Source organism: Veillonella sp. 3627 (assembly GCF_003992195.1).
GTDB lineage: Bacteria > Bacillota > Negativicutes > Veillonellales > Veillonellaceae > F0422.
On record NZ_RQVG01000008.1, the window covers coordinates 71,931 to 88,348 of the forward strand.

At 38.5% G+C, this 16,418-nt stretch carries 14 protein-coding genes; 2 read left to right on the forward strand and 12 right to left on the reverse strand.

Annotation, left to right across the window (positions count from 1 at the left end; all coding sequences use genetic code 11):
- Positions 1-4: 4 nt before the first annotated feature.
- The 3 genes from holA to EO114_RS05365 all read right to left on the reverse strand — a co-directional run bounded on the left by holA (position 5) and on the right by EO114_RS05365 (position 3,787).
- The gene (holA, locus tag EO114_RS05355) at positions 5-973 is read right to left on the reverse strand and encodes a DNA polymerase III subunit delta (RefSeq protein ID WP_127061957.1); all 969 of its coding nucleotides are present in this window, start codon (positions 971-973) and stop codon (positions 5-7) included.
- 10 nt (positions 974-983) lie between these two features.
- The gene (locus EO114_RS05360; protein ID WP_206168667.1) at positions 984-3,125 is read right to left on the reverse strand and encodes a ComEC/Rec2 family competence protein; all 2,142 of its coding nucleotides are present in this window, start codon (positions 3,123-3,125) and stop codon (positions 984-986) included.
- Positions 3,126-3,190: 65 nt separating this feature from the next.
- On the reverse strand, positions 3,191-3,787 hold the full coding sequence (locus EO114_RS05365; protein ID WP_127011090.1) for a helix-hairpin-helix domain-containing protein: 597 nt from the start codon (positions 3,785-3,787) through the stop codon (positions 3,191-3,193).
- Positions 3,788-3,872: 85 nt separating this feature from the next.
- Here EO114_RS05365 and EO114_RS05370 point away from each other — a divergent pair, with 85 nt between their 5' ends.
- Positions 3,873-5,099 carry an aminopeptidase gene (locus EO114_RS05370; protein WP_127061961.1) on the forward strand — a complete coding sequence of 409 codons (1,227 nt, stop codon included), beginning with the start codon at positions 3,873-3,875 and terminating at the stop codon, positions 5,097-5,099.
- A 236-nt stretch (positions 5,100-5,335) separates the two neighbouring features.
- Here EO114_RS05370 and EO114_RS05375 read toward each other — a convergent pair whose 3' ends face one another.
- Positions 5,336-6,007 carry an HAD hydrolase-like protein gene (locus EO114_RS05375; RefSeq protein ID WP_127011092.1) on the reverse strand — a complete coding sequence of 224 codons (672 nt, stop codon included), beginning with the start codon at positions 6,005-6,007 and terminating at the stop codon, positions 5,336-5,338.
- Between the two features lie 221 nt (positions 6,008-6,228).
- Between EO114_RS05375 and EO114_RS05380 the strand changes: the two genes are divergently transcribed.
- Positions 6,229-6,453 carry a (2Fe-2S)-binding protein gene (locus EO114_RS05380; protein WP_009353629.1) on the forward strand — a complete coding sequence of 75 codons (225 nt, stop codon included), beginning with the start codon at positions 6,229-6,231 and terminating at the stop codon, positions 6,451-6,453.
- Between the two features lie 109 nt (positions 6,454-6,562).
- Here the strand turns inward: EO114_RS05380 and sufU are convergent, their stop codons facing one another.
- From sufU to EO114_RS05420, 8 genes are all read right to left on the reverse strand, one after another.
- Positions 6,563-6,988: a Fe-S cluster assembly sulfur transfer protein SufU gene (gene sufU, locus EO114_RS05385; RefSeq protein WP_009353628.1), complete on the reverse strand. Its 426-nt coding sequence runs from the start codon at positions 6,986-6,988 to the stop codon at positions 6,563-6,565.
- A gap of 13 nt (positions 6,989-7,001) precedes the next feature.
- Complete coding sequence (locus EO114_RS05390; RefSeq protein ID WP_127061963.1) at positions 7,002-8,231, reverse strand: aminotransferase class V-fold PLP-dependent enzyme; 1,230 nt, start codon at positions 8,229-8,231, stop codon at positions 7,002-7,004.
- Positions 8,232-8,245: 14 nt separating this feature from the next.
- Entirely contained in the window at positions 8,246-9,295 is a 1,050-nt protein-coding gene (locus EO114_RS05395; RefSeq protein WP_009353616.1) for a SufD family Fe-S cluster assembly protein, read from the reverse strand.
- Positions 9,296-9,304: 9 nt separating this feature from the next.
- The gene (gene sufB / locus EO114_RS05400) at positions 9,305-10,714 is read right to left on the reverse strand and encodes a Fe-S cluster assembly protein SufB (protein WP_009353634.1); all 1,410 of its coding nucleotides are present in this window, start codon (positions 10,712-10,714) and stop codon (positions 9,305-9,307) included.
- Between the two features lie 9 nt (positions 10,715-10,723).
- Complete coding sequence (sufC, locus tag EO114_RS05405; RefSeq protein WP_127061965.1) at positions 10,724-11,467, reverse strand: Fe-S cluster assembly ATPase SufC; 744 nt, start codon at positions 11,465-11,467, stop codon at positions 10,724-10,726.
- A gap of 608 nt (positions 11,468-12,075) precedes the next feature.
- Complete coding sequence (locus EO114_RS05410) at positions 12,076-13,329, reverse strand: diaminopimelate decarboxylase (protein WP_127061967.1); 1,254 nt, start codon at positions 13,327-13,329, stop codon at positions 12,076-12,078.
- Between the two features lie 653 nt (positions 13,330-13,982).
- On the reverse strand, positions 13,983-14,402 hold the full coding sequence (locus tag EO114_RS05415; protein ID WP_127061969.1) for a DoxX family protein: 420 nt from the start codon (positions 14,400-14,402) through the stop codon (positions 13,983-13,985).
- 345 nt (positions 14,403-14,747) lie between these two features.
- Positions 14,748-16,217, reverse strand: a complete 1,470-nt coding sequence (locus EO114_RS05420; RefSeq protein ID WP_009353608.1) for a catalase — start codon at positions 16,215-16,217, stop codon at positions 14,748-14,750.
- Positions 16,218-16,418 lie beyond the last annotated feature (201 nt).

Genomic DNA, 16,418 nt, shown 5'->3' on the forward strand with positions numbered 1-16,418 from the left:
TCTCCTAATTTGCGCAATAGGCTAAACAAATATCTTGAAATTGGCTCATATCTGCTATACCTTGACGGCTTTGCAAAATTAAATGATATAGCTGGCTAATCAATGTTGCCACCGCTGGGATTTGAATTTTTCGACGCGCTTCAAAGGCTAATTTAATTGTATAGGGATTGGCTTTCATCCCTTTTTCCTTAAATAAGCTTTGAATCTCAGGTAATGTCATCCCATAAAAAGCACATTCACTGACCATGAGTTGCAAATGCATTTGATTATGCACATAAGCCATCGCCATATCTACACTTTTATTCTTAAGCATAGAGGGGAATAAATCTAGTAATGTTCGCGCATCTTTCTCCAATAAAGCATCTTTAAAGCGGAAAATATTTTTCTCTCCAAAGTCTGTCATATGCTCTTTTAAAAATGGTACTGTCATCGATTCCCCTTTTTTTAGCAGTAGGAACAATCGATCAAATTCTGTGCGCAAAAATGCTAAAGGCACATCCTTCCACAAATCTACCAAGTCACGTAGATATGCCATGCCATCGGGATCTATCTTTTGCTTATGAGCCTTGCAATGTTGTTGTATCCACTGAAAGAGAGCTTCTCCCTCTACTTTTTCAAACTTAAAGGATTCTACAGCTCCCAAAAATGCTTTATTTCCTTGCAACCGTCCATCAATGGTTTCTGGATACACTACAATAATAGGATCCTCTCCAGTATAGCTTTGCAAATAGTCTCGCAATCCTTGCCACTCTGGAGCCAGCTTTTTCTTCGGTTTATCAAAGATAGGCAAATGGACAAGCAGAAATACTCGTGGTTCACCAAAGAGAGATACTTCTTGTAATTGTCCTAAAATAGAACCGGGACCTTGCTCTTCACGCAAGGTAAGCAAGGTCCGATCTGTATATTGATGTAAGAGATTCTGTTTTTTTTCTTCTAATAATTGTGGTTCATCTCCATAGAGTAATGTAACCATCTGGCACCTCTTATAATGTTACTACATTGTTTTCATCACTACCTACAATATACACGCCTTCCTCCACATCAAATTGACTGTGCAAGGTATTCCACACGATAAAATGCATTGCCCCTCGTTCTTGATAATGCAATAATTGATTGCTAGCGGTCAAGCCATATATTGTATTCGTTTCTCTCTTAGTATTATACACTATTTCTTGAACTTTTTCTCCTTCTTTTCTAGGATGAAAGTGAAACTTTCTATGTCCTGTTACGATAATTTCATAGCCTGCTTTCCTGTGAATTTGTACAGATAGCCAATCTAGTGTTAGCTCTTTAGTTGCTTGCCCTTTACTATAAAGATGTTCTAAGGTATCCATATGAGTGTACCCCTTCTGATATCCTTCTACAAACACACCATTCCAACGACTAAACCCACGATGATGCAAGGCATCTATACATTGTTTCATCGCTCGTGGTGAAATATCTCCATTCTTAGCATCTATATATAGGTATGCCTCCCTATAAAAGCCTGTCTTACAGACCATGAAAGCTGGTCCTGAGGAGATAGCAATAGGCACGACTTGCACCGTTAGTTTCACATACGATAGTACTAAAGGCAACATCCCTACTATCAAGAGTGCAATACTTGCCATCCTATTCCATACCACACGAATAGGCTCTTTCAGTGCTAACAACCAATATATATACGCCACGCCTAGATACCACACTACCACTAACCACAAAGGCATCGGCGGTGACCACAGTAGCCCTAGATTCCGGATAGCAAATAACAGAGACATACTGGCTTTCAGAATAAAACCTAAGAGAGACCAACCTAATGTAAAAGTAAATACTAAATTTAGGATAGCCAAGAAAAGACCTGCTATAATCGCTATATCTAGCAAGGGCCCTACTATAAGGTTGGACAAAATACTAAGAAAACTAAGTATATGAAAATAATATAATTCAATTGGAAATATAAGAACTTGTGCAGAGATACATAAAGCCACACCTTTAGAGATAGGATTCGGCGGAAATAGCCGATACACATAGGGATACAATCCGATGATCCCCAAGGTAGACCCAAAAGATAATACAAAACTAATATCTACCGCGAATAATGGCTTCCATAACAGTAAACATAAGGCAGATAGTAGGAGCGCATGTAAAGCACGATACATACCACCATGCATAACAACGTATCCACTTAATAGTCCCATCATGGCAGATCGTAATACTGGCGGACTCCAGCCCACAATTGTACAGTACAGTAAAATCAAAGCACAAGTGATGGAAAATTCTACACCTTTACGTAAATGCACCCGCTGCAATACGATAGAAATAATGAGAAATAACAAGGCAATATGAGACCCTGACACCGACAAAATGTGGATAAGCCCTGTTTCACTGAATAATTTTACCATCGTTTCTGGTAGCATAGCATATTGACCGCCTAGTACCAAGGAGGAGCCTAAGCTAGCAATGGATGGATCTAGATTCTCTTCAAATTGTTGTGCCACCCAATGATGGACTCTATCTAGATAAGCGCCCAGCGCATACCCCGTATCAGCTATCCATGTGCCTAGGGTCTTCTCTACTGTATAGGGACCTTCTATGGTACCTTGGTACAAATTTCCTTGCAATCCATCATTGATATGTCTCGTTTTCATAGACAGAGAACCACTTTGCTCGTAATAGGTAAAGCCTTTCACAGTACCACGAATGACGTAGCGGTCTCCCATATGAATAGGTGGTTCTCCTGGCACATAGATACGAATACTTCCCTTAGCTGGCACATGCTCAGTAGCGCCATTCTTATCTATATCCATACCTTCTACATCAGCATCTACCATGGTCATAATCCCATCTAGCGTCACCGTAGGCTGTGGGTTACTAGTTAATTGCACATAATAGGCACCATCGGCACCATAATAAAACGGTCTATCTTCAAAATAGTGTGTGATGACTCGATCTGTATGTACATATCCTATAGCAGTAAATACAGAAATAATACCCATTAAGCCCATCACATATCGCATTATTTTATACATATGTTCATTACGTTGTTCGTATCCACGTAATCCTATTATCCCAAGGATGCCAAATATAGTAATAATACTTAACCAATACATAAGATAGGTGTGTAATTCGTTTTCGTATAGGCTCATACAAATTCCCAATAGCATTCCTAGCACACTGGTGATACCTAGATCTATTGGCTTGGGTAACCTTTTCATAATCGTACTTTCTCCACAATTTTTTTATACAATGCAGGTCCTATGCCCTTCACCTGTCGTAATTCTTCTAAACTTTTGAAAGGACCATGTTCTTGACGATAGTCCACAATCTTTTTCGCCATCTTAGGGCCTATGCCCGATATTTTTTGTAAATCTGCTTCGGTTCCATCATTAATAGAGATATTTTGTTTTCGTAGTAACTCCTCAGGACTTCCGTGAAAGTTGAAATCTACATGAATATGTGTGCTTTCCTCTAAGGTATCTTCTAAATGTAGATGATTCACATCTGCATAGGGTAATAGTCCTTTGCTGGCCTCAATAGCTGACTTCACTGTTGCAGGGCTTTGTAGCTCATACAAGCCTGGTTCTTCTACCGCTCCTGTGACATACACCAAAATTGTATCTGCTTTCGTTTCCTTCTCCACTGGACCACCACGATTTCCTTTGTCTAACTGCTTCACAATCTTTGGGGTATCAGATGGTGATCCATCGCCTTTCATTGGTGTATCTGCTATAATAAGATAGTATCCACATACACACAGTAGGAATAGGCATACGATGATGCCAATTCGTTTTCGATTTGTTACTTTCATTCTATCACATCCTTTCAAACAAAAGGTTCGTCATAGATGAGTAGTATCCTTTAAAATTCACTACCAGTATATATTGGGAGGTATTATGAAAGAAGATTTACAACAATATGCCCGTCTTTTACTACAAGAAGGAGTCAATTTACAACAAAACCAACTGTTAGTCATTAATGGAGATGTAGAAAATAAAGATTTTGTATACATCGTTGTGGACGAGGCCTATGCACTGGGTGCCAAAGATGTGCACATTAATTGGCGTAGCACTATCACAGCTAAGTCTCGTCTATCCCATGTAAAAGATGAGGTCTTATCTAATCCCGCGCCTTGGATTAAAGATATGTATCACCATATCCTTGATTCCAACGCATGTATTTTATCCTTAATCAGTGCGAATCCATTTGCCTATGAAGGCGTGCCTTCTGAAAAAATCGCCCTCGCCTCTCGTAGCATGGGCAAGTTAACTAAATTTTACCACGAGGCCATTATGGATTCCACCCTTACTTGGTGTGTAGCCTCAGTAGCTACTCTCACATGGGCTGATTTGCTTGGTTATGAGGGCACAGACGAAGAGAAAATCAACCGCTTATGGAATACTATCTTTACCTTATGTCGTATGAAACACGTACCAGAAGAAGAATCCTTTGCCAACCATTTAGATCGCCTTGCTAAGCGCACCAAAACACTGAATGATTTACAATTGGTATCCTTACATTATACCTGTCCAAACGGTACAGACTTAACTTTACAAATGCCAGAAGGGCACTTATGGTTAGGTGGTAAAGAATCATCTAAAAAAGGAATTATCTTTGATGCCAATATTCCAACGGAAGAAGTCTTTTCCGCTCCTCATTATGCAGGTGCCAACGGTATCGTGTATTCTACGAAACCATTGATCTATGATGGAAACCGTATCGAAGACTTCCATATGACATTCAAAGATGGTAAGGTTGTTGACTACGATGCCAAACAAGGTCGTGAGTATTTAACAAACCTCATCGAGACGGATGAAAACTCTTGCTACCTTGGAGAAGTAGCCCTTGTAGACCATTACTCCCCTATTAGCCAATCCAATATGATTTTCTTTGAAACCTTGTACGATGAAAATGCATCTTGCCACTTAGCATTAGGTGCTGCATATCCAACTTGCTTAGCCCATAGCGATGGATTATCTCAAGAAGAACTACACGCTCGTGGACTAAATACATCCTTAGCACATACAGACTTTATGATTGGTCATGAAAAAATGAACATCATAGGCACTACAAAAGATGGCAAAGAAGTTCCTATTATGATTGAAGGCCGATTGCAAGTATAAGGGCGCTCTATCTAACATACTACTATGCATATTTCCCATAAAATCATCAGAACTCCCCATCTTATGGGAAGCGATATGAACTAACATATGGTAATGCAAAAAAGAGGTACCTTGCATGACCGCAAGGTATCTCTTTTTATTATGTCTATTTATTTTCTGCCATATACCAGTAGTCTATTCTATAACGACCCTATGATCTTCTAGATATATAACCTAATTGTACTGTAAATAGTGCCTTATAGCAATGTATCTACAGCGATATTTACTAGTACATCGGATGGGCTTTCACAGATATAATCAGCACCAGCAGATTCTAATTCTTCCACTGAACCATATCCGTAAGATACACCCATAGCCACACAATTTAATGCTTTGGCAGCTTCCATATCGTATTTACGATCTCCCACCATGTACCAACGGGAGATTTTATATTTTTGTGCTGTAATTGTCTCCATATCTTGTAGCGCCTCTTTCAAAATATCTAGCTTATGGACTAAACCAATTTCACGATTGGCTCCACGAATTACTTCAAAGTATGGATCTAGTTTAAAATGCTTAATAATATCCTTTGCTTGTTCTTCTGGTTTTGCCGTAGCAATTCCAACATAAGCACCTGTCTTACGAAGCGCTTTTAAGGCTTCTTCAATTTGAGGATATACTGCATTTTCATATTTTCCTACGGAATCATACCGTTCTTTAAAAAAGTTGTAGGCCTGCTCCACCTCTTCATCTGTCATATGGCAATGTTCTTTAAAAGAATCCGCCAATGGTGGACCAATGAATAATTGTAATGTGTCCTCATCAGGAATAGGATGATTCATACTCGTTAAGGCATGACGTATAGATTTTAAAATTCCTTCATGAGAATCTGTTAATGTTCCATCTAAATCAAAAATAACACAAATCATAATGACTCCTATCAAAATAAATGCGGGGTAATATATAGGTTAATACAGATAATAAGTAATCGTTAGTTGTTTCCATGTGTCAGTTCTACTTTCAAAAGTATACTAGTTCTATATCTTCTTAGGTACAGGATACATTTCTTAGCTGTGAAAAATACCTTTACAAGTCATACAGTAAAGAGTATACTGTATATAGAAAAGTTTCTATATAGTAGGAGGACAGTATGGAAGATAATCAAATTCCTACGGCCATTTTAGATAAATTAACAAAAGTTTGTACTTGCCGTAGTATTACAAGAAAAGCAATTAAAGAAGCAATCTTAGATGGTTGCGATACATTTCCTAAAATTAGAGAGCGCACTAGTGCTGGTACCGGTGCATGCGGTGGCAAAGGCTGTGGCCCACGAGTGGTGAAACTTTTAAAGGAACACCAAGAAGGACAATGGTAAGCGCGACCAACATAAGAATCATAAGATAGGTGATACATATCACCTATCTTTTTTATATACACAAAAAAGGCTGCTCAAGAATGTACATCATTCTGTAGCAGCCTTCTTTTTATTTCTTTAATGCTTCACGCAATGTATGCCAAGCAAGCACTGCACATTTAACACGGGCAGGCATGTTAGAAATATTTTGCAAAGCAATCGCATCTTCTAAGGCTTCTAATTCGTCTTCATCAGTCACTTCTTTTTTGATCATTCCTAAGAAAAGGTCCACTAGTTGGAAAGCTTCTTCTAAGGATTTACCAGTAATGACATCAATCATCATAGATGCCGATGCTTGGCTGATAGCACAGCCGGAACCTGTATAAGCAGCGTCTTTTACAATGCCGTCTACCACATTCACTTGCAATGTTAAATCATCACCGCAACTTGGATTATGACCATGTTCACTAGCAGTAAACACCTCTAACAAACGCTTATTACGCTTGTCTTGGTTATGCTCCAAAATCAGTTCCGTATACACTTGATCCATTTCCATGGTATTGTTCTCCTTACTCTGACAAGCCCATGGTTGGTCGAACTGTTTTCAGGGCTTCCAAAAATTGATCTAAATCTTCTTTTTTAGTATAGATATACATACTAATACGGTTGGATGCCGGTACTCCATAGTAAGCACCTAGTGGTTGCGCACAATGATGACCAGAACGTAAGCATACCCCATGGCTATCCATGATGGTTGCTACATCGTGAGGATGTACATCATCCACAGTGAAAGCAATAACTCCATGCTTTTCTTCTGGATTGGCACTACCTAATAAATGAATATGTGGCATAGCCGCTAGTTTAGGTAATACATAGCGCACTAATTCTTGTTCATATTCATGAATAGCATCCATACCAAACTGTTCCAAATACTCAATGGCAGCTTTTAATGTGACAGCACCATGTGCATTGGGTGTGCCAGCCTCAAATTTATAAGGTACTTCATTGAATGTTGTGGTTTGTTCTTTCACGTATTCAATCATGTCCCCACCAAATAAAAATGGATCCATGTCTTCTAATAAGTGATATTTACCATATACCACACCAATACCTTGAGAGGCACACATTTTATGGCCTGAGAATACAAAGAAATCACAATCTAAGGCTTGCACATCAATAGCTTGATGAGGAGCCGATTGCGCTCCGTCTAGAATAGCAATGGCACCAACAGCATGAGCGCGTTCCACCAGCTCTTTTACTGGAAATTCCATACCTAACACATTACTTACATGGGCAAAGGATACAATTTTTGTAGATTCATCAATTTTATCCATTTCACCATCTTTGATGTGACCATTTTCATCTAAGTACATATATTCCAAAGTGGCCCCTGTCACTCGGCATACATATTGCCAAGTCACAAGATTTGCATGATGCTCCGCTATAGTGATGACGATTTTATCACCTGCCTTAATATGTTTTAAAGCATAAGAATGAGCAATTAAGTTCAAGCTTTCAGTAGTGTTTCGAGTGAAGATAATTTCTTCACGTTTACGAGCATTAATGAATCGTTGCACCACATCACGAGCACCTTCATAGGCCTCGGATGCTTCCATAGCAAGCACATGGGCTCCACGATGGGGATTTCCATTATGATTCGCCATATGCGTTTCTAATGCTTTCATCACTGGCACTGGAATTTGTGTAGTGGCACCGCTATCCAAGTAAGCAATACGTTTACCACGATGAGTTCTTGTTAAAATTGGAAAATCTTTATATGCCTCTGCTATTGGTTTCATACTATCCCTCTCAATTATATTTTTTGTCGTAGTACTGCTAAGGCAGTTTCTTCCATTTCTTCATTGCCAATACGATCAATCAATGGTCGTAACATGGATTCTACGATGATATGTTTTGCTTCTTCTTCATTGAAACCACGGCTCATTAAATAGAATAATTTAGCTGGGTCTAGTTGACCCGCACTGGATGCGTGATTACCAGATACATTATCTTCTTTACATAATAACAATGGTAAAGAAATGGACTTTACTTGTGGCGTTAATAGTAAACATGTATCTTCTTCTGCACCTTCAGATGCCAAGCTACCACGCAAGAAATCTAAGGTACCACGGAATGATTTTTTAGAAGAACCATTCAATGCACCTAAGTTATTAATATTACTGATTGTTTTTCTACCGATATGTTTCATTAACATGGCAATATCAAATACTTGCATACCTGTACCGCAATAGCCTAAATCATGTTCTACTTCTGCGTAGTCTCCTACTAAATCTTCTTGATAATTCAAGAAGTTTTCAGAACCACCCAACTCGATGTTGATGAACTCTACATGACCAGACTCTTCTACTCGTGTATAACGATGTTCAAATTGTTGTACCTTACCAGTTAGCAATTGCACTTTTTTGAACACCACAGATGCTCCTGTGTGGGACACGATTTCTGAAAGTAATCCCACATGACCATCAGTAGCTTCGCCTTTCAAGCAAAGCGTTAACTCTAAGGTAGAGTCTTTTTCCGCTTCGATTTGTAAGCGTGTTCTTTCACTGACAGCACCTTGTACATCAAGAACTATGGTCAATGCTTCCTTTGCACCAGCTGGTACTTGAATGTGATAGCCATGTGTAAAGTGATGAGATGCATCGCGCAACGCACCAGCATGGACACCTTCATAAGAAGGTTCTAATAGTTCCTTATTTGTAATGTCTGTTACAATGTGCTTGGACCCTTCAACTGTCACTGTAGCACGTTCTGTACCAGCCCATACATTGCCTTCTGTATGATTTACCTTTAACCAACGGAAAGTCGGTCTAGGCAATTCATTAAAATGTAATGTGTTGCTCATCCTAACCTCCTATCCGATAGAACCTTCAAGTTCTAAGGTAATCAAATTATTCATTTCTACGGCATATTCTAATGGTAATTCTTTAGAAATTGGTTCTACGAAACCACGTACAAGCATTGCTCTTGCTTCTTCTTCACTAATACCACGAGTCATTAAGTAGAAAATCGCTTCATCGGAAATACGGCCGATTTTTGCTTCGTGCCCTAAATCGACATTATCATTTTCAATAGTTATAGATGGAATGGTATCGGATTGAGACTCTTGGTCTAACATTAAGGACTCACAAGATACTGTCGCTTTAGAATGGTCTGCATTTTTACCGATGTTCAAGACACCACGGTAAATCGCTGTACCACCACTCTTAGAAATAGATTTAGAGTTAACATTACTTGTTGTATGTGGTGCGGCATGAATAACTTTTGCCCCTGTATCTAAATATTGTCCTTCCCCAGCAAATGTAACGCCTGTGAATTCACAATGCGCGCCTTCACCAGCCAAGATACTCATTGGATATAAGCAAGATACAGCAGATCCGAAGGATCCAGATACCCACTCGATTGTACCATTTTTACCAACTCGACTACGTTTTGTATTCAAGTTGTACATGTTTTTAGACCAGTTTTCAATAGTAGAATAACGCAAAGTAGCATTATCTTTTACGAATAACTCAACGCAACCAGCATGTAAGTTAGCTACATTGTATTTTGGAGCGGAACAACCTTCAATGAAGTGTGCTTTTGCCCCTTCTTCTACGATGATTAAAGTATGTTCAAACTGACCTGCGCCTGGTGCATTTAAACGGAAGTAAGACTGCAATGGAATATCTACAGTCACTCCTTTTGGTACATACACGAAGGAACCGCCAGACCATACTGCACCATGTAAAGCTGCAAATTTATGATCTGTAGGTGGCACTAATGTCATGAAATATTGTTTTACAATATCCTCATGTTCGTGTAGTGCTGTCTGCATATCAGTATATACAACGCCTTGACGAATCAAGTCTTCTTGAATACTATGATATACAACCTCAGAGTCATATTGAGCGCCTACACCAGCCAAAGAAGTTTTTTCAGCTTCTTGGATACCCAGACGGTCAAATGTCTCTTTAATATCTTCTGGAACTTCGTTCCAGTCTTCTTTCATATCAATTTTAGGTTTTACATAGGTCACAATATCTGCCATATTTAAGGCGCTAATATCTGGCACCCAATTAGGAACCTCTAATTGATTGTAAATTTCAAGAGATTTTAAACGGAAATCTAACATCCATTGTGGCTCATTTTTGTTAGCCCATATTTCACGAATGATATCTTCTGTTAAACCAGCTTCTGATTTATAGGAGAAATCAAATTCATTACGAATGTCATAGACGCCGCGATCCATCTCCTCAATTTGAGTTTTCTTTCTCGCTTCCATGAAATCCTCCTATACTAAATTTTTATATGCGTCGTAGCCTTTTTCTTCGATTTCACGAACGAGTTCAGGGCCACCAGTTTTTACAATACGGCCATCGATTAAGATGTGTACATAGTTTGGATTTAATTTTTGAAGAATTTGATTATGGTGAGTGATGATTAGCACCGCATTCTCTTCATTATGGAAACGGTTTACACCTTCAGATACGATACGAACAGCATCTACATCAAGACCGGAATCAGTTTCATCAAGGATAGCCAATTTAGGATTCAAAATAGACATTTGAAGAATTTCATTTTTCTTTCTTTCACCACCGGAGAAACCTTCGTTCACATAACGGTTAGCGTAAGAAGTATCGAAAGATAATTCTTCCATTTTTGCTTTCAATTCTTTTTTGAAAGCTAAAGCACGTACGTTTTCACCAGTAATTGTGTTTTTAGCCGTACGGATAAAGTTTTCTACTGTAATACCAGGCACGGAAATTGGATGTTGGAAAGACATGAAAATACCTTTTTTCGCACGATCGTTTACAGCTTCTTCAGTGATATTCTCACCATCAAATACGATGGAGCCTTCTGTTACTTCATAAGCAGGGTTGCCCATGATTACATTGGCCAATGTAGATTTACCAGCACCGTTTGTGCCCATTACTACATGGATTTCACCTTTATTAATTGTTAAATTGATGCCCTTTAAGATTTCTTTCTCTTCAATAGAGGCACGCACATTTTCTACGCGAAGTAATTCTGCCACGTATGTCACTCCTTATCAAATAAGTTACTATATACAAAAGAAGACTCGTTAGGTCTTAGCATATGTTGAATACCGTAAAAAAACGGATTCCACCAAAGTGTAATCCGCTGTTATATTCATAGCATGAGAACGCCACTTTGGCTTAAATCTAATTTAGTAAATATACTATTTATATTATACTGTGTATAGACTCGAACCGCAAGGTAATTTCTACTATTTTACTATGATTTTAATGATATATTAACATATCATCTATTCATTTATAGCATATTGAAATTTAAATTCTCCACCAAGAGACTCGACAATGTTTATTATACCGAATTTTCTCAATATTGTAAATGCTATTCCCATATTTTTTTAGGGATATAAAGCATTTTACTCTCTTCATATAACTACACTCAATTTCTATAAATATAGACTTGCAATTTATCCTACACAATTATATACCAACTCTAATAGATTGCCCCTCACGATTAGATGCTAATTATATATAAATAGACATATACTCTATTTCCCTGAGATGTATAACAATGTCTCAGAAGTAACTAAAGCATATGTCTATATTAGCCTAAATAACTATCGTAAAGAACAGCCCTTTACATTTCTACCTATAAATTAGAAAAATCTAATGTAGCAAAATAATCATCTAGTGTTTCTGCTCGGCGAATTTGTGTGACACTGCCATCTTCATGTAGTAATAGCTCTGCGGAGCGTAATTTACCATTGTAATTGAAGCCCATAGCATGACCATGAGCACCAGCATCATGAATCACAATGCGGTCGCCCATGTCAATTTTTGGTAATTGACGATCGATGGCAAATTTATCATTATTTTCACATAAAGATCCAGTCACATCATAGGTCATGTTAGCTGGCTCATTTTCTTTTCCCATCACAGTAATATGATGATACGAGCCATATAAAGCTGGACGCATCAAGTTAGACATACATGCATCTAAGCCAATGTAATGTTTATAAATATCTTTTTTGTGGATCGCTGTAGCCACCAAATACCCATAAGGACCTGTCACCATACGACCACACTCGTATGCCAATTGAATCGGGCTATGACCAGTTCCTGTAATCAAACGGTCATAGGCTGCTTTTACACCTGCACTTAACACCTTATAATCTACTGGAGTCTGCTCTGGTTTATAAGCAACACCAATACCACCGCCAAGGTCAATAAAAGATACTTCTACACCAGTTTGTTCTTTCACACGCAATGCTAGGTTAAACATCAATTCAGCCGTGCCTACTAAGCCATCAACATCTAGTTCATTGGATACCACCATCGTATGTAAACCGAAGTTAGTAATACCTTTTCCTTTTAAGTAGTTGATAGCTTCCATGATTTGTGCTTCCGTCATGCCATATTTCGCTTCTTCCGGAAGGCCGATAATTGTGTTACCACCTTCTTTTAAAGAACCTGGATTATAACGGAAACAAAAACGATCTGGCAACTCACCATGTTGTTCCAAATAGGCAATGTGCGTAATATCATCTAGGTTAATAATCGCACCTAAATCCATCGCTTTTTTGTATTCTTCGTACGGCGTATCATTGGAGGAGAACATGATGTCATCTCCTGTGATCCCCACCTTTTCGCTCAAAATTAGTTCTGCCATAGAGGAACAGTCTGCACCAATACCGATTTCTTTCATCATTTTCATAATATATGGATTTGGCGTTGCTTTCACAGCAAAATATTGTTTGAACCCTGGTGCCCAACTGAAAGCATCTAAAAATGAGCGCATATTATCCATAATACCTTTCGCATCATAAATATGGAACGGCGTTGGATATTGCGCGATAATCATTTCTAATTGTTCCTTTGTAAATGGTGTTGTCTTTGCGTTCATCTTAACTCCTCAATCTATTTGTAATGTACTATGTGACAGCCTCTTTCTGTAACATAGCAATATATTAAACAATAGGCACTCTTTCTGTATTATCTCAATAAGGGGTTACACATTTCGCCTAAGCCTTAATAAGATATATAATTACCTATGAAAGATATACATAACACTATGCCATCAAGCTAAAGGTAATCCAGGAATACCGTAACGTATTGTAACATACATTCTATAGAATTGTAAAGATTCTATAGAATGTTCCATGTAAAAAGAACCGTATTCTATATACCATATACAATTTAGCTATTTCAAGCACTTCTATCTCCTATTACCACTAAACATGGAAACTTATACCTAGTACCCCGCCCCTTAAGGAATGCTATTTCGCGTAGTAATCTCATAGCGAGATATATTGCACTGAAATAGCCAAACATAAAAAGAGCATGGTGCGCCCTCGAACGAACAGCATAAACTCCCCCAAGAAACGTAGTTACGAGTAGTAGACTTGTGGCGTTCCTTACTGCATACACTATAAAACCCAAAAGACCGCAATATACCTCTGAAGAAACATTATGAAATACCGTTTCTGAAGAGGTACATTGCGGTCTTTCTTCCCACTGTATTAAGTAAGAACACCACAGACTACATAGCACAACAAGTTACTTCCCAAATAAAGACGCATCTACACTATATCGTCCACCACCCATAAAGAATATAGCCAGTGCAGCAAATCCCATTTGTGATGGATAATCCCATGCAAAGAAACCTGCATCTATATGAAGAATCGTAGCTGTAAATAAAACCCCAGCTAACAATAAGGATCCTAAACGTGTAAATAAACCAAGGGCTACCAAAATACCACCTAATAATTCACTGAATGCTGCAAAAGCTCCAAACACTTCAAAGTACCCAGGCAATCCTAATGATCCTAACATAGCACCTACTTTATATAACCCCGATGCGCCACTTAAGAACTTCACATATCCATGATAGACCATAGAGATACCAAGAGCTAATCGCAACACCAATATTCCAAAGTTAACATACGTAGGTTTACCACGCAATAAAAAATGAACCATATGTGTATCCTTCCCTCAACAAATTTTCTTGCAATTAATTAACTAATATACATAAGTATACCATAACACCTTACCACTCTCCTAAATACAATTCTACACATACCCCTATACCTTATATCCTATCAAGAACTGTTTAATACGATTGCCCATGTTTCCCTATCCCTTTGAACGCAGTTGTGCATAAAAGTCTATGACGTTTCCTTTACTAAAATAATGACAACACAAAAGGAGTGCGACATGTTCCCGAACAAACATTATGAAATACCGTTTGTGAGAGAATGTGTCGCACTCCTACTATTATGCTATTTTCAAAGGAACGCCATAGACTGAATAGCGCTGCAAGTGTTACCCGATGTCAGCAGGTGTAGAGAAATCTACTGTAATACCCAATGCTTTCGCTACGCCTTCACCATATGCAGGGTCACATGCATAGCAATGTTTAGCATGACGTTCTTGGATGAACAATGGAACTCCTGCCATATTGCGAGCTGTATTACTAAACAATACTTGTTGTTGTTCTGGAGTCATGAGACGGAACAATTTACCAGGTTGTGTATAGTAATCGGAATCATCTTCACGGAAGTCGTATTGGTATGCTTTACCAGATACATCATATCCTGGATCTTTGTATTGTGGTTGGTTAGCCCATTGGCCAAAGCTATTTGGAGCATATCCAATAGTAGCGCCATGGTTGCCATCTACACGGCCTTGTCCATCACGATGGTAAGAATTGAATGGGCATTTAGGCGCATTCACAGGAATGGATGGATAGTTTGTGCCTAAGCGGTAGCGTTGCGCATCTGCATAGGAGAACAAACGACCTTGTAACATACGGTCAGGGCTGAATCCAATACCAGGGATAATTGTGGATGGAGCAAATGCTGCTTGTTCTACATCTTGGAAGTAGTTTTCTGGGTTGCGGTTCAATTCCATCACCCCTACTTCGATTAATGGGAAGTCTTTTTTATACCATACTTTTGTAAGGTCAAATGGATTGTATGGAAGAGCTTCTGCTTGTTCTTCTGTCATCACTTGAATGTATAATTTCCAACGAGGGAAATCACCTTTAGCGATCGCATCAAATAAGTCACGTTGTGCACTTTCACGATCATTCGCAATGATAGCAGCTGCTTCATCTTCTGTTAAGTTTTTAATTGGTTGTTGGCATACCCAGTGGAATTTCACCCATACACGTTCGTCGTTCTCATTGATTAAGCTATATGTATGAGAACCGAAACCATGCATATGACGGTAGCCATCAGGAATACCACGATCACTCATTACGATTGTGATTTGGTGCATTGCTTCTGGCAAGCTAGTCCAGAAGTCCCAGTTTGCAGTAGCATCACGCAAGTTAGTTTCAGGATTACGTTTTACCGCACGGTTCAAGTCTGGGAATTGCAATGGATCGCGGATGAAGAATACTGGTGTGTTGTTACCTACTAAATCCCAGTTACCTTCTTCTGTGTACATTTTCACAGCGAAACCACGGATATCACGTTCCGCATCAGCGGCACCACGTTCACCAGCTACTGTGGAGAAACGTACAAACAAATCAGTTTGTTTACCTACTTCAGAGAATACTTTTGCTTTTGTATATTTAGTGATGTCGTTTGTCACTGTGAAAGTACCGAATGCACCGGATCCTTTCGCATGCATACGGCGTTCGGGAATCACTTCACGAGCAAAGTGGCCTAATTTTTCCATCAACCACACATCTTGCATCAATACAGGACCACGTTTTCCAGCTGTAGCACTGTTGTTATTATCCGGCACTGGAGCACCAAAGGCTGTTGTCAATTTTTCTTCTTTCATAACTTTCTCCTTTGTAAACTTATACATATTATAATAAAATTAAAACCTATATCTTTTACAACGGATAATAATTATCCGTTACTTTATGATGTAATTATAAAACTTTTTCTATGTATTGTCAATAATGATTTTCCATTAATTTTCATTATTCTTCATGTTATTAACTATAACATTATCAAGTTATTAATTATATATCATCCA

Excerpts from the sequence above, each read along its gene's own strand:
- EO114_RS05415 (WP_127061969.1), bottom strand. The coding sequence starts at position 14,402 with ATGGTTCATTTTTTATTGCGTGGTAAACCTACGTATGTTAACTTTGGA.
- sufB (WP_009353634.1), bottom strand. The coding sequence starts at position 10,714 with ATGGAAGCGAGAAAGAAAACTCAAATTGAGGAGATGGATCGCGGCGTC.
- holA (WP_127061957.1), bottom strand. The coding sequence starts at position 973 with ATGGTTACATTACTCTATGGAGATGAACCACAATTATTAGAAGAAAAA.
- EO114_RS05380 (WP_009353629.1), top strand. The coding sequence starts at position 6,229 with ATGGAAGATAATCAAATTCCTACGGCCATTTTAGATAAATTAACAAAA.
- EO114_RS05395 (WP_009353616.1), bottom strand. The coding sequence starts at position 9,295 with ATGAGCAACACATTACATTTTAATGAATTGCCTAGACCGACTTTCCGT.
- EO114_RS05420 (WP_009353608.1), bottom strand. The coding sequence starts at position 16,217 with ATGAAAGAAGAAAAATTGACAACAGCCTTTGGTGCTCCAGTGCCGGAT.
- EO114_RS05365 (WP_127011090.1), bottom strand. The coding sequence starts at position 3,787 with ATGAAAGTAACAAATCGAAAACGAATTGGCATCATCGTATGCCTATTC.
- EO114_RS05360 (WP_206168667.1), bottom strand. The coding sequence starts at position 3,125 with ATGAGCCTATACGAAAACGAATTACACACCTATCTTATGTATTGGTTA.
- EO114_RS05390 (WP_127061963.1), bottom strand. The coding sequence starts at position 8,231 with ATGAAACCAATAGCAGAGGCATATAAAGATTTTCCAATTTTAACAAGA.
- sufU (WP_009353628.1), bottom strand. The coding sequence starts at position 6,988 with ATGGAAATGGATCAAGTGTATACGGAACTGATTTTGGAGCATAACCAA.
- EO114_RS05375 (WP_127011092.1), bottom strand. The coding sequence starts at position 6,007 with ATGATTTGTGTTATTTTTGATTTAGATGGAACATTAACAGATTCTCAT.
- EO114_RS05370 (WP_127061961.1), top strand. The coding sequence starts at position 3,873 with ATGAAAGAAGATTTACAACAATATGCCCGTCTTTTACTACAAGAAGGA.
- EO114_RS05410 (WP_127061967.1), bottom strand. The coding sequence starts at position 13,329 with ATGAACGCAAAGACAACACCATTTACAAAGGAACAATTAGAAATGATT.